This is a genomic window from Amycolatopsis sp. NPDC058986 (assembly GCF_042741125.1).
In the GTDB taxonomy this organism is placed as follows: domain Bacteria; phylum Actinomycetota; class Actinomycetes; order Mycobacteriales; family Pseudonocardiaceae; genus Amycolatopsis.
The window spans coordinates 17,766-38,124 of the sequence record NZ_JBHYJW010000049.1 but is presented as its reverse complement, the minus strand read 5'-3'; the positions used below and the strand labels follow the sequence as shown (position 1 = coordinate 38,124).

At 70.0% G+C, this 20,359-nt stretch carries 20 protein-coding genes; 15 read left to right on the top strand and 5 right to left on the bottom strand.

The window, feature by feature from the left end; genetic code table 11:
- Positions 1–134: 134 nt before the first annotated feature.
- The 3 genes from ACFW0G_RS33470 to ACFW0G_RS33460 are packed head-to-tail and all read right to left on the bottom strand — an operon-like array spanning position 135 to position 2,318.
- Complete coding sequence (locus ACFW0G_RS33470; RefSeq protein WP_378329462.1) at positions 135–917, bottom strand: purine-nucleoside phosphorylase; 783 nt, start codon at positions 915–917, stop codon at positions 135–137.
- Complete coding sequence (locus ACFW0G_RS33465; protein WP_378329461.1) at positions 914–1,342, bottom strand: ABA4-like family protein; 429 nt, start codon at positions 1,340–1,342, stop codon at positions 914–916. Before ACFW0G_RS33465 ends, ACFW0G_RS33470 begins: the two co-directional genes overlap by 4 nt.
- 4 nt (positions 1,343–1,346) lie before the next feature.
- Positions 1,347–2,318 carry a hypothetical protein gene (locus ACFW0G_RS33460; protein ID WP_378329460.1) on the bottom strand — a complete coding sequence of 324 codons (972 nt, stop codon included), beginning with the start codon at positions 2,316–2,318 and terminating at the stop codon, positions 1,347–1,349.
- A 76-nt stretch (positions 2,319–2,394) separates the two neighbouring features.
- Here ACFW0G_RS33460 and ACFW0G_RS33455 point away from each other — a divergent pair, with 76 nt between their 5' ends.
- On the top strand, positions 2,395–3,081 hold the full coding sequence (locus tag ACFW0G_RS33455) for a MerR family transcriptional regulator (protein WP_378329459.1): 687 nt from the start codon (positions 2,395–2,397) through the stop codon (positions 3,079–3,081).
- Here ACFW0G_RS33455 and ACFW0G_RS33450 read toward each other — a convergent pair.
- Entirely contained in the window at positions 3,078–4,820 is a 1,743-nt protein-coding gene (locus tag ACFW0G_RS33450; protein WP_378329504.1) for a serine/threonine-protein kinase, read from the bottom strand. The genes ACFW0G_RS33455 and ACFW0G_RS33450 overlap by 4 nt on opposite strands.
- Before the next feature lie 204 nt (positions 4,821–5,024).
- Here ACFW0G_RS33450 and ACFW0G_RS33445 point away from each other — a divergent pair, with 204 nt between their 5' ends.
- The 6 genes from ACFW0G_RS33445 (at position 5,025) to ACFW0G_RS33420 (ending at position 13,069) form a co-directional block, all read left to right on the top strand.
- Positions 5,025–6,902 (top strand): methylmalonyl-CoA mutase family protein, encoded by a 1,878-nt coding sequence (locus tag ACFW0G_RS33445; RefSeq protein WP_378329458.1) that lies wholly within the window; start codon positions 5,025–5,027, stop codon positions 6,900–6,902.
- The gene (scpA, locus tag ACFW0G_RS33440; RefSeq protein WP_378329457.1) at positions 6,899–9,067 is read left to right on the top strand and encodes a methylmalonyl-CoA mutase; all 2,169 of its coding nucleotides are present in this window, start codon (positions 6,899–6,901) and stop codon (positions 9,065–9,067) included. Before ACFW0G_RS33445 ends, scpA begins: the two co-directional genes overlap by 4 nt.
- A gap of 3 nt (positions 9,068–9,070) precedes the next feature.
- The gene (gene meaB / locus ACFW0G_RS33435) at positions 9,071–10,069 is read left to right on the top strand and encodes a methylmalonyl Co-A mutase-associated GTPase MeaB (protein WP_378329456.1); all 999 of its coding nucleotides are present in this window, start codon (positions 9,071–9,073) and stop codon (positions 10,067–10,069) included.
- 55 nt (positions 10,070–10,124) lie between these two features.
- Positions 10,125–10,439: a hypothetical protein gene (locus ACFW0G_RS33430; RefSeq protein WP_378329455.1), complete on the top strand. Its 315-nt coding sequence runs from the start codon at positions 10,125–10,127 to the stop codon at positions 10,437–10,439.
- A gap of 254 nt (positions 10,440–10,693) precedes the next feature.
- The gene (locus tag ACFW0G_RS33425; protein WP_378329454.1) at positions 10,694–12,004 is read left to right on the top strand and encodes an amidohydrolase; all 1,311 of its coding nucleotides are present in this window, start codon (positions 10,694–10,696) and stop codon (positions 12,002–12,004) included.
- Between the two features lie 165 nt (positions 12,005–12,169).
- On the top strand, positions 12,170–13,069 hold the full coding sequence (locus tag ACFW0G_RS33420) for a DUF559 domain-containing protein (protein WP_378329503.1): 900 nt from the start codon (positions 12,170–12,172) through the stop codon (positions 13,067–13,069).
- Between the two features lie 63 nt (positions 13,070–13,132).
- On the opposite strand, the gene ACFW0G_RS33415 is transcribed toward ACFW0G_RS33420, so the two are convergent.
- A complete protein-coding gene (locus tag ACFW0G_RS33415; RefSeq protein ID WP_378329453.1) occupies positions 13,133–13,585 on the bottom strand; it encodes a gamma-glutamylcyclotransferase in 453 nt (150 codons plus the stop codon).
- Between the two features lie 129 nt (positions 13,586–13,714).
- Between ACFW0G_RS33415 and ACFW0G_RS33410 the strand changes: the two genes are divergently transcribed.
- From ACFW0G_RS33410 to ACFW0G_RS33375, 8 genes are all read left to right on the top strand, one after another.
- A complete protein-coding gene (locus ACFW0G_RS33410) occupies positions 13,715–15,118 on the top strand; it encodes an NAD(P)H-quinone dehydrogenase (protein ID WP_378329452.1) in 1,404 nt (467 codons plus the stop codon).
- A 77-nt stretch (positions 15,119–15,195) separates the two neighbouring features.
- Positions 15,196–15,657 (top strand): hypothetical protein, encoded by a 462-nt coding sequence (locus ACFW0G_RS33405; RefSeq protein ID WP_378329451.1) that lies wholly within the window; start codon positions 15,196–15,198, stop codon positions 15,655–15,657.
- Positions 15,658–15,900: 243 nt separating this feature from the next.
- Positions 15,901–16,542 (top strand): hypothetical protein, encoded by a 642-nt coding sequence (locus ACFW0G_RS33400; protein ID WP_378329450.1) that lies wholly within the window; start codon positions 15,901–15,903, stop codon positions 16,540–16,542.
- 231 nt (positions 16,543–16,773) lie between these two features.
- Positions 16,774–17,439 carry a hypothetical protein gene (locus tag ACFW0G_RS33395; RefSeq protein ID WP_378329449.1) on the top strand — a complete coding sequence of 222 codons (666 nt, stop codon included), beginning with the start codon at positions 16,774–16,776 and terminating at the stop codon, positions 17,437–17,439.
- 138 nt (positions 17,440–17,577) lie between these two features.
- The gene (locus ACFW0G_RS33390) at positions 17,578–18,237 is read left to right on the top strand and encodes a class F sortase (RefSeq protein WP_378329448.1); all 660 of its coding nucleotides are present in this window, start codon (positions 17,578–17,580) and stop codon (positions 18,235–18,237) included.
- A gap of 5 nt (positions 18,238–18,242) precedes the next feature.
- A complete protein-coding gene (locus ACFW0G_RS33385) occupies positions 18,243–18,791 on the top strand; it encodes a hypothetical protein (protein ID WP_378329447.1) in 549 nt (182 codons plus the stop codon).
- A gap of 87 nt (positions 18,792–18,878) precedes the next feature.
- Positions 18,879–19,685, top strand: coding sequence for a VOC family protein (locus ACFW0G_RS33380; protein WP_378329446.1), 807 nt, complete (start codon positions 18,879–18,881; stop codon positions 19,683–19,685).
- 110 nt (positions 19,686–19,795) lie between these two features.
- Positions 19,796–20,281 (top strand): hypothetical protein, encoded by a 486-nt coding sequence (locus ACFW0G_RS33375; RefSeq protein ID WP_378329445.1) that lies wholly within the window; start codon positions 19,796–19,798, stop codon positions 20,279–20,281.
- Positions 20,282–20,359: the final 78 nt, after the last annotated feature.

Below are 20,359 nucleotides of genomic sequence, written 5' to 3'. Positions count from 1 at the left end.
CGAGGCCCCCCCCCCCCGCCCCCACTCCTTCTCGCCCCGGCCGCCGCTGCCGGGGCCCTCCCTCCCCCGGGACGCGCTGATGGGGACTTTCCTCGCAGCCCATGCGAGGAAAGTCCCCTTCAGCAGCTTTTCGCTCAGGCGCGGGAGATGAGTTCGCGCAGCAGCTCGCCCATCCGGGTGGCGGCCGCGCGGCCCGCTTCGAGCACCTCTTCGTGGTTCAGCGGTTCGCCGGTCATCCCGGCCGCCAGGTTCGTCACCAGTGACAGCCCGAACACTTCCAGCCCGGCCGCCCGCGCGGCGATCGCCTCCAGCACCGTCGACATCCCGACCAGATCCGCGCCGAGCGTGCGCAGCATCCGGATCTCCGCCGGAGTCTCGAAGTGCGGACCGGTCAGCCCCGCGTAGACGCCTTCCTCCAGTGACGGGTCGATCTCCTTCGCGACCTCGCGCAGCCGCGCGGAGTACAGGTCGGTCAGGTCGACGAAGTTCGCCCCCACGATCGGCGAACGCGCGGTCAGGTTGAGGTGATCGGAGATCAGCACCGGCTGGCCGACCCGCATCCCCTCCCGCAGCCCGCCCGCCGCGTTCGTCAGCAGCACCGTCCTGGCACCGGCGGCCGCGGCGGTGCGCACGTTGTGCACCACCGGGTCGATGCCCTTGCCCTCGTAGAAATGCGTACGCCCCAGCAGGATCAGCGCCCGTTTGTCCCCGACGCGCACCGACCGGACCGTCCCGCCGTGCCCGACCGCGCTCGGCTGGACGAACCCGGCCAGCTCGCCCAGCGGGATCTCCGCCTCCGGCGTGCCGATGACGTCCGCCGCCGGGCGCCAGCCCGATCCCAGCACCACGGCGATGTCGTGTTTCCCGACGCCCGTGCGCTCCGCGATGGCGGACGCGGCGACCTCGTGTTCTGTCATGTGCGCGAGCGTATCCGGACGCTCCTGGCCACCAGGAACGCGACCAGCCCGAACGGGGACAGGAAGATCGTCAGCGCCAGGATCGGGCTCGTGACGAGCGGGTGGATCCGGTGCTCCCGTGCTTCGAGATACATCCACCGGCCGATGAACAGGTCGAACGCGATCAGGTGCGCCCAGATCAGCGCCGTCCCGTACGGAGTGCCCAGAAACCCTTGCAGCACACCGAGATCCGGCCTGCTGACCGCCCGCCACAGCTCGCCGAAGTGCGGGATCGCGAGCGCGAAGTAGCACACCAGCGGCAGCAGCGGGACCCACGGAGAGGCCAGGATCCGGCGTGTCCACGACCACCCCGGCAGGAAGATCATCAGCGCCCAGAACGGCGCCGCGATCGGGAAGGTCCAGCCGAACAGCGTCGGAACCGTCATCGCGTCAGACCGCCGTACCGAGCTGGGCGCGCTTCGCCGGGCGGCCGATCGCGGCCAGCGCACCGAGCGTGACGGCCAGGACCAGCGCCCCGAACGCCAGCAGCGTCAACCCGTCCGGGCGCACGATCGACTGGCCGCGCTCGGCCTGCCACGTCACCAGCGCGACGAGCCCGGCGTACCCCGCCGAGCCGGCGAGCACGAGCCGGGCCCGGACCGCGCCGTCGGCCAGTACCGGGAACCGCTTCGCCAGCGCGAGCAGGCCGAGTGCCAGCAGCGGCAGCAACTGCAGCGCGTGCATGCCGACGAAATGCGGGATCCGCAGGTCGCCACCGGCCGTGCTCCAGCCGAGGATCGGCAGGCCCGGCCCGCCGTCCGCGAGGCCGACGGTGTGCCCGCCCCGCATGTCCGGCCTGATCCCGGCGTGTGCCAGCGCGAGCTGCTCCGGCGTCGGGCTGGTCATGAGCTGGCCGAGGGCGAGGCCGGCGAGCGAGATGACCCCGCCGAACCGCACCGCCCAGAACGTCCCCCGGTCCCGCTGACGGCTGAACGTCAGCAGCACGGTCAGGATCAGCGTGGCTACGAACAACGCGGCGACCATGATCGCCATGGCGTTGAACACCTGGGCGTCGAACGGGGTCGCCCGGTTGAAGTGGCTCGCCGTCCCGCGGATCGCCTGCATGGTGAGCAGGACGTACTCGCCGGCGAACAACGCGACGAGCACCGTGGTGACCCACCACGCCGTCCGGCGGAACCGGGGCAGCAGCGAGACCAGCCAGCTCCAGGTGAAGAAGTACAACGCCCCCGAAATCGCGAACTTGAGCGGCTTGGCCCAGATCGGCGCGCCGGCCAGCGTCCGCTGGTCGGCGAACAGGCCGAGGACGCACAGCACGGCCGCGCCCGCCATCGCGAAGGCGAACCCGGTCGCGGGCCGGTGCCACTGCCACGGCTTGGTCCGGATGTCGGCCAAGATGGTCATGAGATCCTCCCAGAATGGATAGTCAAGCTCTCCGTTATGGGAAGTTAAACTATCCATCCTGAGGAAGTCTTCAGGGATGTCCCTGAGATCCCTCACCGAGATCGGAGTGAGACGGATGCGGATGGCGGAGCTGAGCGCCGAGTCCGGGGTGCCGGTGGCCACCGTCAAGTACTACCTGCGCGAAGGCCTGCTACCGCCCGGCGAGCGCACCAGCCCCAACCAGGCCCGCTACGACGCGACGCACGTCCAGCGGCTCAAGCTCGTCCGCGCGCTGCGCGAGGTCGGCGGGCTGTCCCTGGCCGCGGTGGGTGAGGTGCTCAAGGCCGTCGACGGCAGCAAGACGACGCACAACGCGCTCGGGATCGCGCTCGACGCGCTCAGCCCGGAACCGGCCGAGGTGAGCGCGGAGGACCACGCCTGGGCGCGGGGCCTGCTGGAGCGGCTCGCGGAACGGCACGGCTGGAAACTGCACGACGACGACCGGACCGAGCAGAACGTGATCGACGTCCTGTGCCGGATCCGGGACCTCGGGCACGACGAGCTGATCGCGCGGCTCGACGAGTACGCCGACCTCGCGCAGAAGCTCGCGGTGGTCGACCTGGGCATCACCATCGGCCTGCCGACGCTGGAGCGGATCGTCGAGGCCGCCGTCGTCGGCAGCGTGCTCGGGGATCGCCTGTTCGCCGGGCTGCGGAGGTTCGCGCAGGAACGCGAGTCGCGGCGCCTCTTCCAGCCGGGCTACCGGTCCGGCGACGACTGTTAGCCGGTGATCTTCAGTGTCGGGGCGACCCGGTCGAAGATGTCCGTGCGCGCGGTGTCCTCCTGCTCGGACGGCGCCGTCAGCGAGAGCACCCAGAGATCGTCGTGGGACACGATCAGGTTCGCGAAGGTCGACCGGGTGATCGCGCCGGAGGTCTCGGCGCCCCTGGCGGCGGCACGTTCCGTGGTCCGGTAGGTCAGCGCGCGCCCGTTCTTCGACGGCAGGTCCTCCTCCTTCGCCAGGTAGAACGTGTCCCCGGGGTAGCTCTTCTTCAGGTCGTTGACGTAGTCGGCGAACGAGTTGCCGGTGTAGGCCATGTAACCCGCCAGCCGCTCCACCCGGATGGCCTGGCGCCCGTCCGGCGACACGAACTGCACCACGGTGGTGGTGATGTTGGACGGCGTGCGGTGCGGGGCGACGAACTTCAGCCAGCCGTCGGGGACCTGGAGCGTGAACTGCCCGCCCTTGACCCCGTTGACCGCGTTCGAGTTGCCCTGTTGCGTGACGAGCATCGGCGGCGGGACCACCGCGGGCTGCCCGCTCGAGACCGGCGCCCCCGCGGCCACCGGCAGCAGCGACTGCCCGCCGACGGTCCTGGCCAGTACGAACCCGCCGCCCGCGGCGATCAGGAAGATCAGCACCGACACGACCGCGAGCACCGCGCTCGCCTTCGCGCTCCGACGCGCCGGGGCCAGTGCGGCGAGCGGGGCCAGTGGGGCGGCCGGGACCGGAGGTGGCGGGAGGACGGGGGACTGCGGCATCGGGGGCGGCGGGAGCGAGGGCAGGGCCGCCGACGCGGTGGCCGGGCTCTCGGCGCCGCGCAGGAACGGCAGCGGTCCGGGATCGGCCGCGAGCGCGGCGCCGCTTTCCTCGGCCTGCCGTTCCGGGGTGACCGTCTTGATGATCTGGGTGTCCGTGGCGTCCGGCTGCGCGGAGGTCTTCTTGCCGTCGGGGGTGCGGAACAGCTCGGGACCGAACAGGTCGAGCGCCGATCCGGTCTGCAGCGGGTACAACCGGTGCCGCACCTCGCGCAGCGAGATCCGCTTCGCCGGCTCCTTCTTCATCAGCGCCGAGATGACGTCGGCCAGCTGGCCGGGGGAGGGTTTCGGGACCTTGCCGTTGACGACCTTGCCGACCGTCTCCAGCGGATCGCCGTCGGCGTCGTAGGGTGCGGCGCCCTCGACGGCGGCGAACAATGTCGCGCCGAGGCCCCACAGGTCGGCGGCAGGGACGACCGCCCCGCCCGAGGCGACCTCGGGCGCGATGTAGGCGGGCGAGCCGAGCATGATCCCGGTGCGGGTCATGGTCGCCTCGGAGACGTTGCGCGCGATCCCGAAGTCGGTGAGCTTGATCCGGCCGTCCCCGGCGACCAGCACGTTCCCCGGTTTGACGTCGCGGTGCGTGATCCCGGCGGCGTGTGCGGCCTCTAGCGCCGAGGCGACGGCGATGCCGACCGCGGCGGCCTGCGCCACGGTGAGCGGGCCGTGGTCGCGCAGGATGTGCGCGAGGCTGCGCGAGGGCAGCAGCTCCATGACCACGAACGGCTCGTCGTTGTCGCGGGCGACGTCGTGCAGGATGATCACGTTCGGGTGTGACAGGACCGCGATCGCGCGGGCCTCGCGCAGCGTCCGCTCGCGCAGCTCGTCCGCCTGCGACGCCGGGACGCCCGGCGGCAGCTTCATCTCCTTGACCGCGACCGGCCGGTGCAGGAACTCGTCGTAGGCCGACCAGACGGTGCCCATCGATCCGGCTCCGAGCACCGACCGCAGCCGATAGCGCCCGGCGACGACGCGGGAGGATTCGCTGGAGGTGGACACGCGCCCAATTGTGTCGTATCACCCCGACAGCCGCGGACTCAGCGTGCGTCTTCGGGCACGGGAACCAGAGCGTTCGACGCGACAAGTGTCACAGAACGACGCAGGGTGAGGGCTCTACCATCGTTGGGTATGACACACGAGGCTGGGCCGGGGTCAGTGCAGACCGCCGACGCCGCACTCGCCCTCGCCGCCGAGTTCCCGGCGGCGGAGCGGGCGCAGTGGCAGGAGCTGGTGGCCGCCGTGCTGCGCAAGAGCGGCAGACTCCCCGAAGACTTCGCGGGCGCGCCGGAGAGCAAGCTCGTCACGCGGACCTACGACGGCATCGAGATCCAGCCGCTCTACACCGCCGGCGACGCGCTCGGCGAGCCCGGCTTCCCCGGTCTCCCGCCGTTCGTGCGCGGTGCCCGCCCGCAGGGCCTGGTGAGTACCGGGTGGGACGTCCGCGCCCGGCACGTCCTGCCTGATGCCAAGGCCGCGAACACCGCCATCCTCGCCGATCTCGAAGGCGGCGTCGGTTCGGTCTGGCTGCGCGTCGGCGAGGGCGCGTTGCCGGTGTCCGCGCTGGCCGACGCGCTCAACGAGGTCTATCTCGACCTGGCCACGGTCGTCCTCGACGCCGGTGCCGGCTACGAGGCCGCCGCCGAAGCGCTGTTCGAGATCTACGCCGAGCGCGAGATCCCGGCCAGCGCGGCGCTGGGCACGCTCGGTGCCGATCCGATCGGCGTCGCCGCCCGCACCGGCGCCGCGACTGCCGTGGCACCTGCTGCCGCGCTCGCCGCCCGCGTGGCCTCGGCGTACCCGAAGCTGCGCACGATCGTCGCCGACGGCCTGCCGTTCCACGAGGCGGGCGGTTCGGACGCGCAGGAACTGGGCGCCACGATCGCCGCCGGGGTCGCCTACCTGCGGGCGCTGACCGAGGCGGGCCTCGACGTCGACGCCGCGGCAGGGCAGCTGGAGTTCCGGCTCGCCGCCACCGCCGACCAGTTCCTCACCATCGCGAAGTTCCGTGCCGCGCGGCGGTTGTGGGCCCGCGTCACGGAGGTCTCCGAGGTGAGCGTCGAGGCACGCGGCATGCGGCAGCACGCCGTGACCTCGCCCGCGATGCTGACGCAGCGCGACCCGTGGGTGAACATGCTGCGCACGACACTGGCGTGTTTCGGCGCCGGGGTCGGCGGCGCGGACGCGGTCACCGTGCTCCCGTTCGACGCCGCGATCGGCCTGCCCGACGCGTTCTCCGCGCGGATCGCGCGCAACACCCATGCCGTGCTGCTGGAGGAATCCCGGCTGGCCGGGGTGATCGACCCCGCCGGTGGTTCCTGGTACGTCGAGAACCTCACCGACGAACTCGCGCGCGCCGCGTGGGCGGAATTCACCGCGATCGAGGCCGAAGGCGGGATCGAGGCCTCGCTCGCGTCCGGTGCGCTGGCCGCGCGGCTCGCCGAGACCTGGGAGAAGCGCGCGAAGCGGCTCGCCACCCGGCGCGACCCACTCACCGGCATCAGCGAATTCCCGAACCTGACGGAGAAACCGGTCGAGCGCGCGCCCTTGCCGTCCACTGTGGAGGGTGGGCTGCCCCGGCATCGGTACGCCGAGGCGTTCGAGGCCCTGCGCGACGCGTCCGACGCGTACCTGGCCGAACACGGCGTCCGGCCCCGCGTCTTCCTCGCCACGCTCGGCCCGGTCGCCACGCACACCGCGCGGGCCACGTTCGCGGCCAACCTGTTCCAGGCGGGCGGGATCGAGCCGGTCAACCCCGGCACCATCGACGATCTGCCCGGCGAGTTCCGCGCCAGCGGCGCGAGGATCGCGTGCCTGTGCGGTACCGACGACGCCTACGCGGCCGATGCGGTTCAGGCGTCGGCGTCCCTGGCCGAGGCGGGCGCGGAAACCGTGCTGCTGGCCGGAAAACCCCAGGACTACGCCGGTGTCGGCGGGTACGTCTTCGCCGGGTGCGACGCGCTCGACGTCCTGCGCGGCATCCACGCCCAGTTGGGAGTTTCGCGATGAGTGTTCCGAACTTCGCTTCCGTCGAGCTGGGCTCGGCGCGGCCGGGCGAGCGCGCGGACTGGGCGCGGGCCGTCCAGGAGGCCACCGGTAAGGGCCCGGACGCGCTGGCATGGGAAACCCCCGAGGGCATCGGCGTCAAGCCGGTGTACACCGGCGAGGATCTGTCCGATGTGGACTTCCTGGGCACATACCCCGGCATCGTGCCGTTCCTGCGCGGCCCGTACCCGACGATGTACGTCAACCAGCCGTGGACCATCCGCCAGTACGCGGGTTTCTCCACAGCCGAGGAGTCGAACGCCTTCTACCGCCGCAATCTCGCGGCCGGGCAGAAGGGCCTTTCGGTCGCCTTCGACCTCGCGACCCACCGCGGCTACGACTCCGACCACCCGCGCGTGTCCGGCGACGTCGGCATGGCGGGCGTGGCCATCGACTCCATCTACGACATGCGGCAGCTCTTCGACGGGATTCCCCTGGACAAGATGAGCGTGTCGATGACCATGAACGGCGCGGTGCTGCCCGTGCTGGCCTTGTATGTGGTCGCGGCGGAGGAACAGGGTGTGCCGCCGGAGAAACTCGCCGGGACCATCCAGAACGACATCCTCAAGGAGTTCATGGTCCGCAACACCTACATCTATCCGCCGCAGCCGTCGATGCGGATCATCTCCGACATCTTCGCGTTCACTTCGCAGCACATGCCGAAGTACAACTCGATCTCCATCTCCGGCTACCACATGCAGGAGGCCGGAGCCACCGCCGACCTCGAACTCGCGTACACCCTCGCGGACGGCGTCGAATACATCCGCGCGGGCATGGACGGCGGACTGGACATCGACAAGTTCGCGCCACGGCTGTCCTTCTTCTGGGCCATCGGCATGAACTTCTTCATGGAGGTCGCCAAACTCCGCGCCGCGCGGCTGTTGTGGGCGAAGCTCGTGAAGGGCTTCGATCCGAAGTCGTCGAAGTCGCTCTCGCTGCGTACGCACTGCCAGACGTCCGGCTGGTCGCTGACCGCGCAGGACGTCTACAACAACGTCGTCCGCACCTGCGTCGAGGCGATGGCGGCGACTCAGGGCCACACGCAGTCCTTGCACACCAACGCGTTGGACGAGGCGCTGGCGCTGCCCACCGACTTCTCCGCGCGGATCGCGCGCAACACGCAGCTGGTGCTGCAGCAGGAATCCGGGACCACGCGGGTGATCGACCCGTGGGGCGGCAGCGCGTTCGTCGAGAAGCTGACGCACGATCTCGCGCTCAAGGCCTGGGGCCACATCGCCGAGGTCGAACAGGCCGGTGGCATGGCGAAGGCGATCGACGCCGGTATCCCGAAGCTGCGCATCGAGGAGGCCGCCGCGCGCACGCAGGCGCGGATCGACTCGGGTCGTCAGCCGGTGATCGGGGTCAACAAGTACCAGCTCACCGAGGACGAGCAGGTCGACGTGCTCAAAGTGGACAATGCCGGTGTCCGCGCACAGCAGATCGAGAAGCTGCGGCGTCTGCGTGAGGAGCGGGATTCCGCGGCTACCGAGGACGCGCTGCGGCGGCTGACCGAGGGGGCGGGCAACGGCGGGAACCTGCTGGAGCTGGCGATCGGCGCGGCGCGGGCGAAGGCCACCGTCGGCGAGATCTCCGACGCGCTGGAGAAGCTGTGGGGGCGGCATTCCGGCCAGATCCGTACGATTTCCGGCGTGTACCGCGAGGAAGTCGGTAAGTCGCAGAACGTGGAAAAGGCTCGCGAACTCGTCGACAAGTTCGCCGAGGAGGAGGGCCGCCGTCCGCGCATCCTGGTCGCCAAGATGGGCCAGGACGGGCACGACCGCGGCCAGAAGGTGATCGCCACCGGCTTCGCCGACATCGGCTTCGACGTCGACGTCGGCCCGCTGTTCTCCACCCCGGCCGAGGTCGCGCGGCAGGCCGTCGAGGCGGACGTGCACGTCATCGGCGTGTCCTCGCTGGCCGCCGGGCACCTCTCGCTCGTCCCGGCGCTGCGTCACGAACTGGCCGAGCTGGGCCGCTCCGACATCATGGTGGTCGTCGGCGGCGTCATCCCGCCGCAGGACTACCCCGCGTTGCGGGAGGCGGGCGCGGCGGCGATCTTCGGGCCCGGCACGGTGATCGCGGACGCCGCCATCGACCTGCTGTCCCAGCTTTCGGTGCAGGAGTCCTGAGTTTTGCCCCGCAAGATCGACGTCGCGGCGTACGCCAAGGGAGTCCTCGCGGGTGACCGCGGGACCCTGTCCAAGGCGATCACGCTGGTCGAATCGAACCGCGAGGACCACCGCGCGCGGGCGCAGGAACTGCTCGTCGAGCTGCTGCCGCAGGCGGGCGGGGCGCAGCGGGTCGGGATCACCGGCGTCCCCGGTGTCGGCAAGTCGACATTCATCGACCAGCTGGGCACGGACCTGACGTCGGCCGGGCATCGTGTGGCAGTGCTGGCGGTGGACCCGTCGTCCACCCGGACGGGTGGTTCCATTCTCGGGGACAAGACCCGAATGGCCCGGCTCGCGGTGGACTCGAACGCGTTCATCCGGCCGTCGCCGACGTCCGGCACACTCGGCGGCGTCGCGCGGGCGACCCGCGAGACGATCGTGCTGATGGAGGCGGCCGGGTTCGACATCGTGCTGGTCGAGACGGTCGGCGTCGGGCAGTCCGAGGTCGCGGTGGCGAACATGGTCGACTGCTTCCTCTTCCTGACCCTGGCGCGGACCGGCGACCAGCTGCAGGGCATCAAGAAGGGCGTGCTCGAACTCGCCGACGTCATCGCCGTCAACAAGGCCGACGGCAACCACGAACGCGAGGCGAAACGGGCGGCGCGCGAGCTTTCCGGTGCGCTGCGGATGATCTACGGACCGGACGCGGCGTGGACGCCACCCGTGCTGACCTGCAGCGGGCTGACCGGGACCGGGCTCGACGGCGTGTGGGCCGAGATCACCCGGCACCGCGACCAGCTGTCCGCGTCCGGCGAACTGGCCGAGCGGCGGCGGCAGCAGCAGGTCGACTGGACCTGGTCGATGGTGCGGGAGCAACTGCTCGGCCGGTTGTCGGCGCATCCGGAGGTACGAGCGGTCGTTCCGGACGTCGAGCGGGCGGTCCGGGACGGTGAGCTGACCGCGACGCTCGCCGCGCAGCGGATCCTGGACGCGTTCTCCGCGCCCCCGCGTGGCGGGTGACACCCCGGCCGGAGAGCGGGCACAATGTGGGACGCACCGGTGACGGAGGGAAGTCATGACGAAGCTGCGGAGTCTGGTGGTCACGGGGTTGCTGGGACTGGTGGTGCTCTGCGCCGCGCCCGCGCAGGCAGCCCAGGTACCCGCCGCTTCTTCTGTCGTGTACTCCGTAAATGCTCAACTCGCTGGGGCGGCGTCGGTGTCGGTGGCACCGCGGCAGCAGCCGCCAGGGCCGGTGCTGGACCCCGCTGAAACGGACAAAGCGAACAAAGAGAAGAGCCGCAACAAGATCATCGCGGGCGTCGTCGCCGCCTTGCTGCTGCTGATCGTCATCCTGGGCCGCAGGCAGCGCAAGAAGAGCAAGTCGTCCTGACCTGGTTCCCGGCCGCGACCAAGCGCGAGCCGAGCAGCACTCTCCGTTCACCCAGGCCGAATTCGGCGACGCCGTTCGTCGCAGATCCACTACCGGCCGTCTGCCTTCGCCGTCCGGAAGGCGCCTCTTGCCGCCTGCATGGTGCACGATCATCGGCAAATGGGTAAGACTGGATTGACGGCACGTTGCGTGACACCCGATACGTCCATCTCGGGCATCGGGTCGGCCAGCCGTGTTGCGGGAGGAGGTGCGGCGTGACGGTGCTCGATTCACGACCGGACGTTCCAGGCGACCAGAACGACTCCGAGGGTCGCCTGGTCACCACGGCCGAGGCGCCCGGCGCGCTGATCTCCGAAGCCGGGGTCAGCATGGCGCCGGTGCAGGATCTCGGCGAGGGCCGCGGCCCGTTCTGGCTCGACGACTGGCTGCGCGCGAACGCGACGGACGTCGTCGCCTGGCGCAGGCACATCCACGCGCACCCCGAGCTGTCCCGGCACGAGTTCGCGACCACCGAACTGGTCGTCACTCTTTTGCGCGCCGTCGGCCTCAAGCCGTGGGTCCTGCCCGGCGGGACAGGGGTGGTCTGCGACATCGGCCAGGGTGACCGGTGTGTCGCGCTGCGTGCCGACATGGACGCGTTGCCGCTCACCGAGGCGACCGCGCTGCCGTACGCGTCGACCGTGGACGGCGCGGCGCACATGTGCGGGCACGACGCGCACACCGCGATCCTGCTGGGCGCGGCCCGCGCGCTGGCCGGTGCGCCCGAGCTGCCCGGCAAGGTGCGGCTGATCTTCCAGGCCGCCGAGGAGGTCATGCCCGGCGGCGCGCTGGACATGATCGCGGCCGGCGCGCTCGACGGCGTCGAGCGGATCTACGGGCTGCACTGCGACCCGCGGCTCGAGGTCGGGCGCATCGGGACCAGGGTCGGCGCGCTGACCTCGGCCGCCGACCTCATCGAACTGCGGCTGACCTCGCCCGGTGGGCACACCTCACGGCCGCATCTGACCGCCGACCTGGTGCACGCGCTCGGCACGGTCATCACGTCGCTGCCGTCGGTGCTTTCGCGGCGGGTCGACCCGCGGTCCGGGACCGTGCTGGTCTGGGGCGCGGTGCACGCCGGTCAGGCCGCCAACGCCGTCCCGCAGGACGGCGTGCTGCGTGGCACGCTGCGCACCGCCGACCACGAGGTCTGGACCATGCTGGAGCCGCTGGTCGCCTCGTCGGTGGAGTCGCTGCTCGCGCCGACCGGGGTCGGGTTCTCGCTGGACTACCGCCGCGGCGTCCCGCCGGTGATGAGCGACGCGGAGAGCGTGTCCCTGATGCGCGCCGGTGTCGAGGCCGCGTTGGGGGAGAAAGCGCTCGCGGGCACGGAGCAGTCCTCCGGCGGCGAAGACTTCGGCTGGTACCTCGAACACGTCCAAGGCGCCTTCGCCCGCCTCGGCGTCTGGTCCGGCGGCACCACCCCGATGTCGGACATCCACCGCCCCACCTTCGTCCTCGACGAACGCGCCCTCCTCGTCGGCGTCCGCACCCTAGTCCACACCGCCCTCACCACCCTCGCCTAATCACGCGAGATCTCCGTCTGATCACGCGACATCGCCTCGTAAGCACGCGGGTTCGCCTTTCTGTCACGTTCCCGCGTGTCGCGGGGTTATCCACAGCCGGTGGAGTTATCCACAGATTGCGCGGAGTGTCATCGCCCGGTGCGGAAAGCGCCGATCCTCGACGGTGTGATCGACTGGAATAGCCGACGAGGTGTGGTCACCCGCCGTGAAGCCGACGAGTTGCTTGGCCGGAGAGCTGTGCTGGCGGGCCTGGCGAGTGGCGTGCTCACCCAGCCGTGGCGAGGGGTGGTCGTACACGCGGCCGCTTCCCTCGATCTGGCGACTCGCGCCCGAGCGGCCGTGCTCGCGACGGATACGACCGCGGTTCTGTCCGGGACGACTTCTGTTGCCCTACATGGGATTTCCGCGATCGACAGCGCCGAGATCCACATCACTGTGCCGCCGGAGCGGAAGATCAAGTCCAAGTCGGGGTTGGTGGTGCATCGTGGCGAACTCGCGCCGACTGACGTCATCGAACTCGACGGGCTGAGAGTCTGCGCCGTAGATCTGGCCTTGGCGGACCTGCTCTGTACGGGTGACAAGCACATGGCCTTCGCGGCGCTTGACGAGGCCCTGGGGGAGCTTGTTCCCGACCACCGCTGGCGCCTGCGGGAGAACGTGCGTGATCGCTTGGACGAGCGGCCGAGCAAGCGAGGTATCCACAGGGCGCGGACGCTGCTCGACCTCGCCACGGGCCTGGCCGCATCACCACCGGAGAGCGTTCTCCGGTTGATCGTGGTGGAAGCGGGGTTTCCGATTCCGGAAGCACAGTACGAGATCACCACGATCGACGGCCGCAAGCTCTACGTGCTCGATCTCGCTTGGCCATCGTGCCGGATCGCGCTGGAATACGACGGATTCGCCGCTCACGAGGAGCGGCATGGCTACGACCTCGAACGGGACGCACGGATGGCGGGCCGCGGTTGGGTCACGATTCGAGCTTCAGCGGCAGATCTCCGTGACCCGCGCCGGATGCTGCGGGCATTGGGCGCGGTGTTCGAGCAGCGAGGCCACAAGATCGCGTGATCAGGCGGGAATCTCGTGTGCTGGGGAGGCGAACTGGCGTGATTGGACGGAGAACTCGCGTGATCAGCCGGTGATGCCTTGGCAGGGGCGGGTGCGGAGGTTGTCGACGTAGTCGGCGGGGGCGCCGGCGGCTTCGGCGGCGTCGGCGAGGACGCCGAGGTAGCGGGCGGAGGGGAGGCCGCCTTCGTAGGCGTCGAGGACGTAGAGCCAGGCCAAGACCGAGCCGTCCATCGTCTGGACCCGGAGGCGGATCTTGTTGTGCATCCCGAGCTCGCCGCCTTCCCAGCGGTCGAGCCCCTCCTCGTCCAGCGAGATGACGTCGTAGAGCACGACGAACACCCGCGAGCCGGGATCTTCGACGATCGTGGCCAGTGCACCTTCCCAGCCCAGATCCTCGCCACCGAAGGTCAGCCGCCAGCCCTCGAGCCAGCCGGTGCCGGCCATCGGTGAGTGCGGGGCGCGCTCCAGCATCTGGGCGGGCTCCATGTTCGATCCGTACGCGGCATACAACGGCACGCCGACAGCCTAGCGACCCATCCGTCACCCGAGTGGACGCACATGCCGTGTCCGGCCACTTCGTCTGTCCGTCAACCCGCCCGCGTACCGTGAAGCCGCACCCCGTACGCGCGTACTAGGAGGACTCAGGTGACCAGGATCGTGATCATGGGCGGCGGCCCGGCGGGTTACGAAGCGGCTCTGGTCGCCGCGCAGCACGGCGCCGACGTGACGATCGTCGAGCGTGACGGCCTCGGCGGCGCCTGCGTGCTCTACGACTGCGTGCCGTCGAAGACGTTCATCGCCTCCTCGGGCGCGCTGGCCAAGCTGCACGATCTGGGCGAGCTCGGCATCAACACCGACCTCGCGGACACCGGCATCGACCTGCCGACCGTCCACGGACGAGTGAAAGGTCTCGCACTCGCGCAGTCCGCCGACATCCGCGCCAGGGTGCAGCGCGAGGGTGTTCGCGTGGTCACCGGCGCGGCGCGCTTCTGCGACGACGAGCCGGGCCTCGCCACGCACAAGGTCGCTGTCACCCATCCGGGTGGAGAATCCGAGACGCTGCCCGCCGACGTCGTCCTGATCGCCACCGGCGCGACCCCGCGCGTGCTGCCCGGCGCCGTGCCGGACGGCGAGCGCATCCTCGACTGGCGTCAGCTCTACGACCTCGCCGAGCTGCCCGAACACCTCGCGGTGATCGGTTCCGGCGTCACCGGCGCCGAGTTCGCCTCCGCCTACACCGAGATGGGTGTCAAGGTCACCGTCGTCTCCAGCCGTGACCGCGTTCTCCCGCACGAGGACGCCGACGCCGCCGCGGTGCTGGAGGAAGTGTTCTCCCAGCGCGGCACCGAGGTGGTCAAGCACGCTCGCGCCGATCGGGTCGAGCGCACCGAGAAGGGCGTCGAGGTCCACCTCGCCGACGGCCGGGTGATCGAGGCCAGCCACGCGCTGATGACCGTCGGCTCGATCCCCAACACCACCGACATCGGCCTGGAGCGAGTCGGCATCGAGCCCGGCCCCGGCGGTTTCATCACCGTCGACCGGGTCTCGCGCACCAGCGTCCCCGGCATTTACGCCGCCGGTGACTGCACCGGTGTCCTGATGCTCGCCTCGGTGGCCAGCATGCAGGGCCGGATTGCGATGTGGCACGCGCTGGGCGAGGGCGTCGCGCCGATCAAGCTCAAGACCGTCGCCGCCAACGTCTTCACCCACCCGGAAATCGCCACCGTCGGCATCAGCCAGCAGGCGATCGACTCCGGCGAGGTGCCCGCACGCACCATCATGCTCCCGCTCGCGACCAACGCCAGGGCGAAGATGGAGGGCCTCCGCCGCGGCTTCGTGAAGCTGTTCTGCCGCCCCGCCACCGGCGTGGTCGTCGGTGGGGTGGTCGTGGCGCCGACGGCGAGCGAGCTCATCCTTCCCATCGCACTCGCCGTCCAGAACCAGCTCACAGTGGACCACCTGGCACTGACATTTTCGGTGTACCCGTCGCTGTCCGGATCGATCACCGAGGCGGGTCGCCAGCTCATGCGCCACGACGATCTGGACTGATCGCGTTCGCGGCGCAACCCCGTAACACCCGATGCGTCCTGACCGTTGTGGGGAACGGGAAGACAAGGAGTTCGCGGGTGCGCAAGACGGCGGTTTTCGGTGCGGTGGCGGTACTGGGGGCGAGCCTGCTCGCCGTCCCGGCGGCGGCTCAGCCCACTCCCGTCAGCCCCGCGGCGCCCGCCCCGGCGGGGGTGAGCGTCCAGCTCAACGCCGACACGGCCGCCAAGCACGGCTCGGTGAACAAGTTCGTGCGGGACTCGCAGAACGTCGCGCTGGCGCAGTGCCCGACACCGAAGACCGCGACCTTCTCGTCCCCGGTGCTGGCCTTCGGCCGCTACGACTTCGGCTCGGTCATGGGGGTTCAGGCGAACGTCAGCGCGGTGGCGTGGCTCAACTCCGGAACCGCGGCCGGGGACTACCCGCTCACTGTGACCTGCGAGGGAAAGTCTTACACCGCAACGTTTTCCGTGTCCGCTCCGCAGGTCGAGAAGGTGCCGTCGGGCGCCGCGAAGGCAGGCGACGGGAGTCTGGCCGAGTAGGCACGGCAGGAGATCCGGCCGCCGGGGACAAGGGTTTCCCGGCGGCTTTTTCGTGCGCCTGACAACGAGTTCCCGGCGTAGGCGTATCGCGATCGGTTCGTTATCCAGTCGGACAACCGCGCGTACGCGGAGAGCGTCTTCCGAGTGTTGGGAAAAGGTGCCGACCGGCGGCAGGGGGAACTGTGCGCGGCGCACCGGAATTCTCTTTCTCCTGCCCGAAACAATGGTATCCAGAGGTGTGTCATGAAACGTTCCGCCGCTCTCGTCGCATTCGCGGCCGCGGGATTCCTCGCCGCGGCGCCGGCCGCGTTCGCGACCGATTCGCCGACCTCCACCACGACGCCCGCGACGCCCACCGCGCCGACATCTCCGACGTCGAGTCCCACGACCACGCCGACATCTCCGACGACGACGGCGACCACATCGACCACGCCGACGACGCCGCCGGGGAACCCCAAGGCGTTCCTGAAGCTGCAGCCGAACGCGGCACACGCCGGGGACAAGATCACGGTACTGGTCGGCTGCGAGGCGAAGTACATCAAGAACCTGAGTTCGCCGGTCCTCGATTTCGGTGCGCTGAGCCCGAGTGGTCCGCAGGACGACCCGGCCAAGGCGCCCGTGTCGCGGGGCCAGGCCACCGTGAAGAAGGACGCCGAGCCGGGCGAATACCCCGCTTCGTTCCAGTGCGACACCGGCAAGGTGAGTGTCACCTTCACTGTGCTCGGTGCCAAACAGGTGACGCAGGTGCCGTCCGGGGCGCCGCAGACCGGCGGTGGCGACATGCCGGGGCGGGACAACGGGCCGTTCGTGGCGGCGGGAGCGCTCGGCGTGCTCGCTGTGGGTGCCGCGGGTTGTGTGCTCTATCGGCGTCGTCGCGAAGACTGACAGCGTATTCGGCGGTCCGAAAGAAAACAGTCCGGGTGCTCGCCCGGACTGTTTTCTGTGCGCGAAAACCACGTCGGAACGGTGATATTTTCGTTATTTTGCCGAGTAAACCTCGCCCTCGTTCCCGGCGTCTTGGGGATGTCAGTTAAACGGGGGCTGACTGTGGGGAAACCGGGGCTGTCCAGGTTCCGGTCATTCTGGGGAAATCCCATTACGTGATGAGGGGAAATCATGAAGTACGGCATTGCCGCGGGTGTGACCGCCGGATTCCTGCTGCTCGCGCCCGGCGCCGCGTTCGCGGCTGAGCAGCCTTCGCCGAGCACGAGCACGAATCCGCCGGTGAGCACCAGTGTCACCGCTCCGCCGCCGTCGAACACCCCGACCCGGACCCCGCTGAAGCCGGGGCAGATTCCGGGCACCATCTCTATCGGCCCTGGGGGGAACCAGCCCGGCCCCGGGTATTTCGTGCCAGGGCAGGAGGTGTCCATCGGCGGCCAGTGCTGGGAGAACTTCCGGACGAAGCCCCAGTACACCTCTTCGCTGCTGGGGACGGGTGAGTTCACGATGGTCGGATGGGACAACATCTCGGTGCTGGAGACCAAGGCCACTATCCCCGCCACCGCGAAACCGGGGACCTACACGGTCTCGTACACCTGCTACGGCGTCGAGCTCACCGCCGAATTCGTGGTCAAGAACGCGCCCGCGGAGCGGGCACCGGCCAAGCCCGCGCCGCCGGGCAAGCAGGTGGCGAAGGTGCCCGCGGGCGCTCCGCAGACCGGCGGCTCCGACGCGCCGGAGCAGGACAACGGCCCGCTCGTCGCGGCAGGAGCGGCCGGTGTGCTCGCCGCGGGTGGTGCGGGGTTCGCGCTCTATCGTCGTCGTTCGGTGAAGCGCTGACCGGGTTCGAATCGTGACACTGGCGGGGGCAACTCCGCCGGTGTCGTCCCGCGTCTGTCGGACGTGGGGGACAAGCGGGCCGCCTCGTCAGGGGGACGGGGCGGCCCGCGCTCACCACAGAGGTACCGAGGGGACGAAATGACGTCGACGATGGTGCGCAGCCGGCGGGCGCTGATCGCGCTCGTGGTGGTCCTGCTCGCGGTGATCGCGGCACTGGTGCTGGTGTTCTCGACGGCCAGGTCCGGTGGCCAGACGCGTGCCCAGCCGCCGGTGAACACGCAGCAGGAGGCGAAGAGCCCGGCCGGCGGGGAGAACGTCGCGCAGCCGCAGGCACAGGGCATGGCCAAGGCGACCCCGGTTTCGCTGGACATCCCGAAGATCGGGGCGCGGTCTTCGCTGATCCCGCTGGGGCTCAACCCGGACAACACCGTGCAGGTGCCGCCGGTGGAGACCCCCTTGCAGGCCGGCTGGTACGAGAACGGTCCGACGCCGGGGGAGACGGGGCCCGCGGTGATTCTCGGCCATGTCGACGGGAACAAGCAGGCGGGGATTTTCTACCGGTTGCGCGAACTCGCGCCGGGTGACCAGGTTTCGGTGTCCCGCAAGGACGGTTCGACCGCGTGGTTCGCCGTCACCAAGGTGGACCAGGTCGCCAAGGACCGCTTCCCGACCGACGCCGTCTACGGCGACACGAACACGCCGGAGCTGCGGCTCATCACGTGCGGCGGGGCCTTCGACCGGAACGCGCACAGCTATCTGGACAACATCATCGTCTACGCGCAGCTGATCGTGAGGTGACCAGGGTGAGACTTTCGATCGCCGCGACACTGGCGTGCGGACTGGCGCTGGCGGTGCCTGCCGCCGGATTCGCGGACCCCGCTCCACTGGGGACCTCCGAGCAGCCGGCACCGTCGCAGCCGCCGGACGCCGAGCCGTTGTCGCCTTATCCCTATGTGTCCGTCTCGTTGCAACCCGCGTTGCCGGGTGACGACGTGCTCGTGGCCGTCGGCTGTCCGCGTGAGGAACTCGGAAAGGTGACTTCGCCGGTGCTCGACGTCGGTGCGTTCGAAATCGTCACCGAAACACCGAAGCTGGTCCAGAACGCGATCGGGCATGTGCACCCGGACGCCAGACCCGGGTTCTACCCGGTCTCCGCGCTGTGTGGAAAGCGCACGGTCAGCGGGAATTTCGCGGTCAAGGCGCCCAGGACGGCCACGACCACGCCCGCTGCTCCCGCGCCGCCGAGGCCCGTGCCGCGGCCGGTACCGAAACCGGTGCCCGCGAGCGGGCGCCAGGTGAGCAGGGTTCCGGTCGGGGCCCCTCAGACGGGTGACGGCGGGACGATGGGCTGAGCGGACGCTCCCGTTTTTGTCGGTCCCCGGTGCAACACTGTGACGGCCGACACAAGCCGGCGTTGCCTACGGACCGGGAGATCCGAAATGTTGTTCCGCGATGAACGCTGGCCGGATGGGACACCCTGCTGGGTGGACCTGATGGCGCCCGACCAGAGAAAGGCCGTCGGCTTCTACAGCGCGCTGCTCGGCTGGGAGGTCCAGGTGGGCGGCGAGGAGACCGGCCACTACGGGATGGCGATGCTGGGTGGCCGCCCGGTCGCCGGGATCGGTCAGATCCCGCCGGAGCAGGCCGGGATGCCGACGGTGTGGACCACCTACCTCGCGGTGTCCGATGTGGACAAGACGGCGGGCGCCGTCACCGCGGCGGGCGGGCAGATCCTGATGGCGCCGATGGACGTGCTGGCGGAGGGAAGGATGGCCGTCGCGGCCGATCCGACCGGTGCCGTGTTCGGCCTGTGGCAGCCGGGCAGGCACTTCGGCACACAGGTGCTGGAGGCGCCGGGAACGCAGGCGTGGAACGAGATCATGACCCGCGACTACGAAGCGGCGAAGACGTTCTACGGCGAGGTTTTCGGCTACTCGTTCGGTGATATTTCCGCCGAGGGATTCCGGTACGCGACGCTCGACATCGACGGCCGTCCCGCCGGTGGCATCGGGCTGCTGCCCGCGGACACCCCGCCCGAGGTACCCGCCAACTGGACGACGTACTTCGCCGTCGCGGATGCGGATGCCGGTGCGGCCAAGGTGAGCGAGCTGGGCGGCACGGTCGTGGCCCCGCCCGCCGATTCGGCGTACGGCCGGGTCACGGCGGTCGTGGACGATCAGGGCGCGTCGTTCCGGCTGATCGCGCCGAACGAGCGGTCCGGGAGCCCGGAAGGGTGGGATGCCTGAGTATTCGTTCGTTTCACCGACAACTTCACAGCGACGCCAGGCGTATTCCGGGTATGACAAAAGGAAAGCGCGCGAGCGCGCACAATGCCGGAACGCGCGGACGTTCCCGGGTGGCGGCTGCCTTGGTCGCGGGTGGTGTGCTGGGGTCGGCGGTGTTGTTCGCGGCGGCTCCGGCTGGTGCCGCGGAGGAGGACAGCCTCATCGTCGAGCCGAATCCGGTGCGGGCAGGGGAAATCCTCACGGTGACGGCGGGGTATCCGATCTGCGGTGCGACCGAGCAGGCGCATTCGGACGGTTTCGCGGAGCCGATCCAGTTGTCCAAGCAGGCGGGTATCGAGGGCGTGTGGAGTGGCAAGGGCAAAGCCACTTCGCGGCCCGGGACTTACAAGGCCAGCTATCTGTGCAAATACAACGGGAAGACGCTGACCGCCACGTTCACCGTGGTGCCGGGGCCGACGTCGCCCGCGCCACCGAAGCCGCCGTCGGCCTCGACCGCCAAGCCCGTGCCGGCGAAGCCGGGCGGGCAGGTGGCGGTCAAACCCCGAGGTGCACCGCAGACAGGTGGCGGTGCGCTGGCCGCTGCGCCGACGTCGTGAGGTCCGGGCCGGAGGAGCGAGGGACCTTTGCTCGCGCCGAACGAGAGCAAAGGTCCCCCGATACCGCTGGCCCCGGTG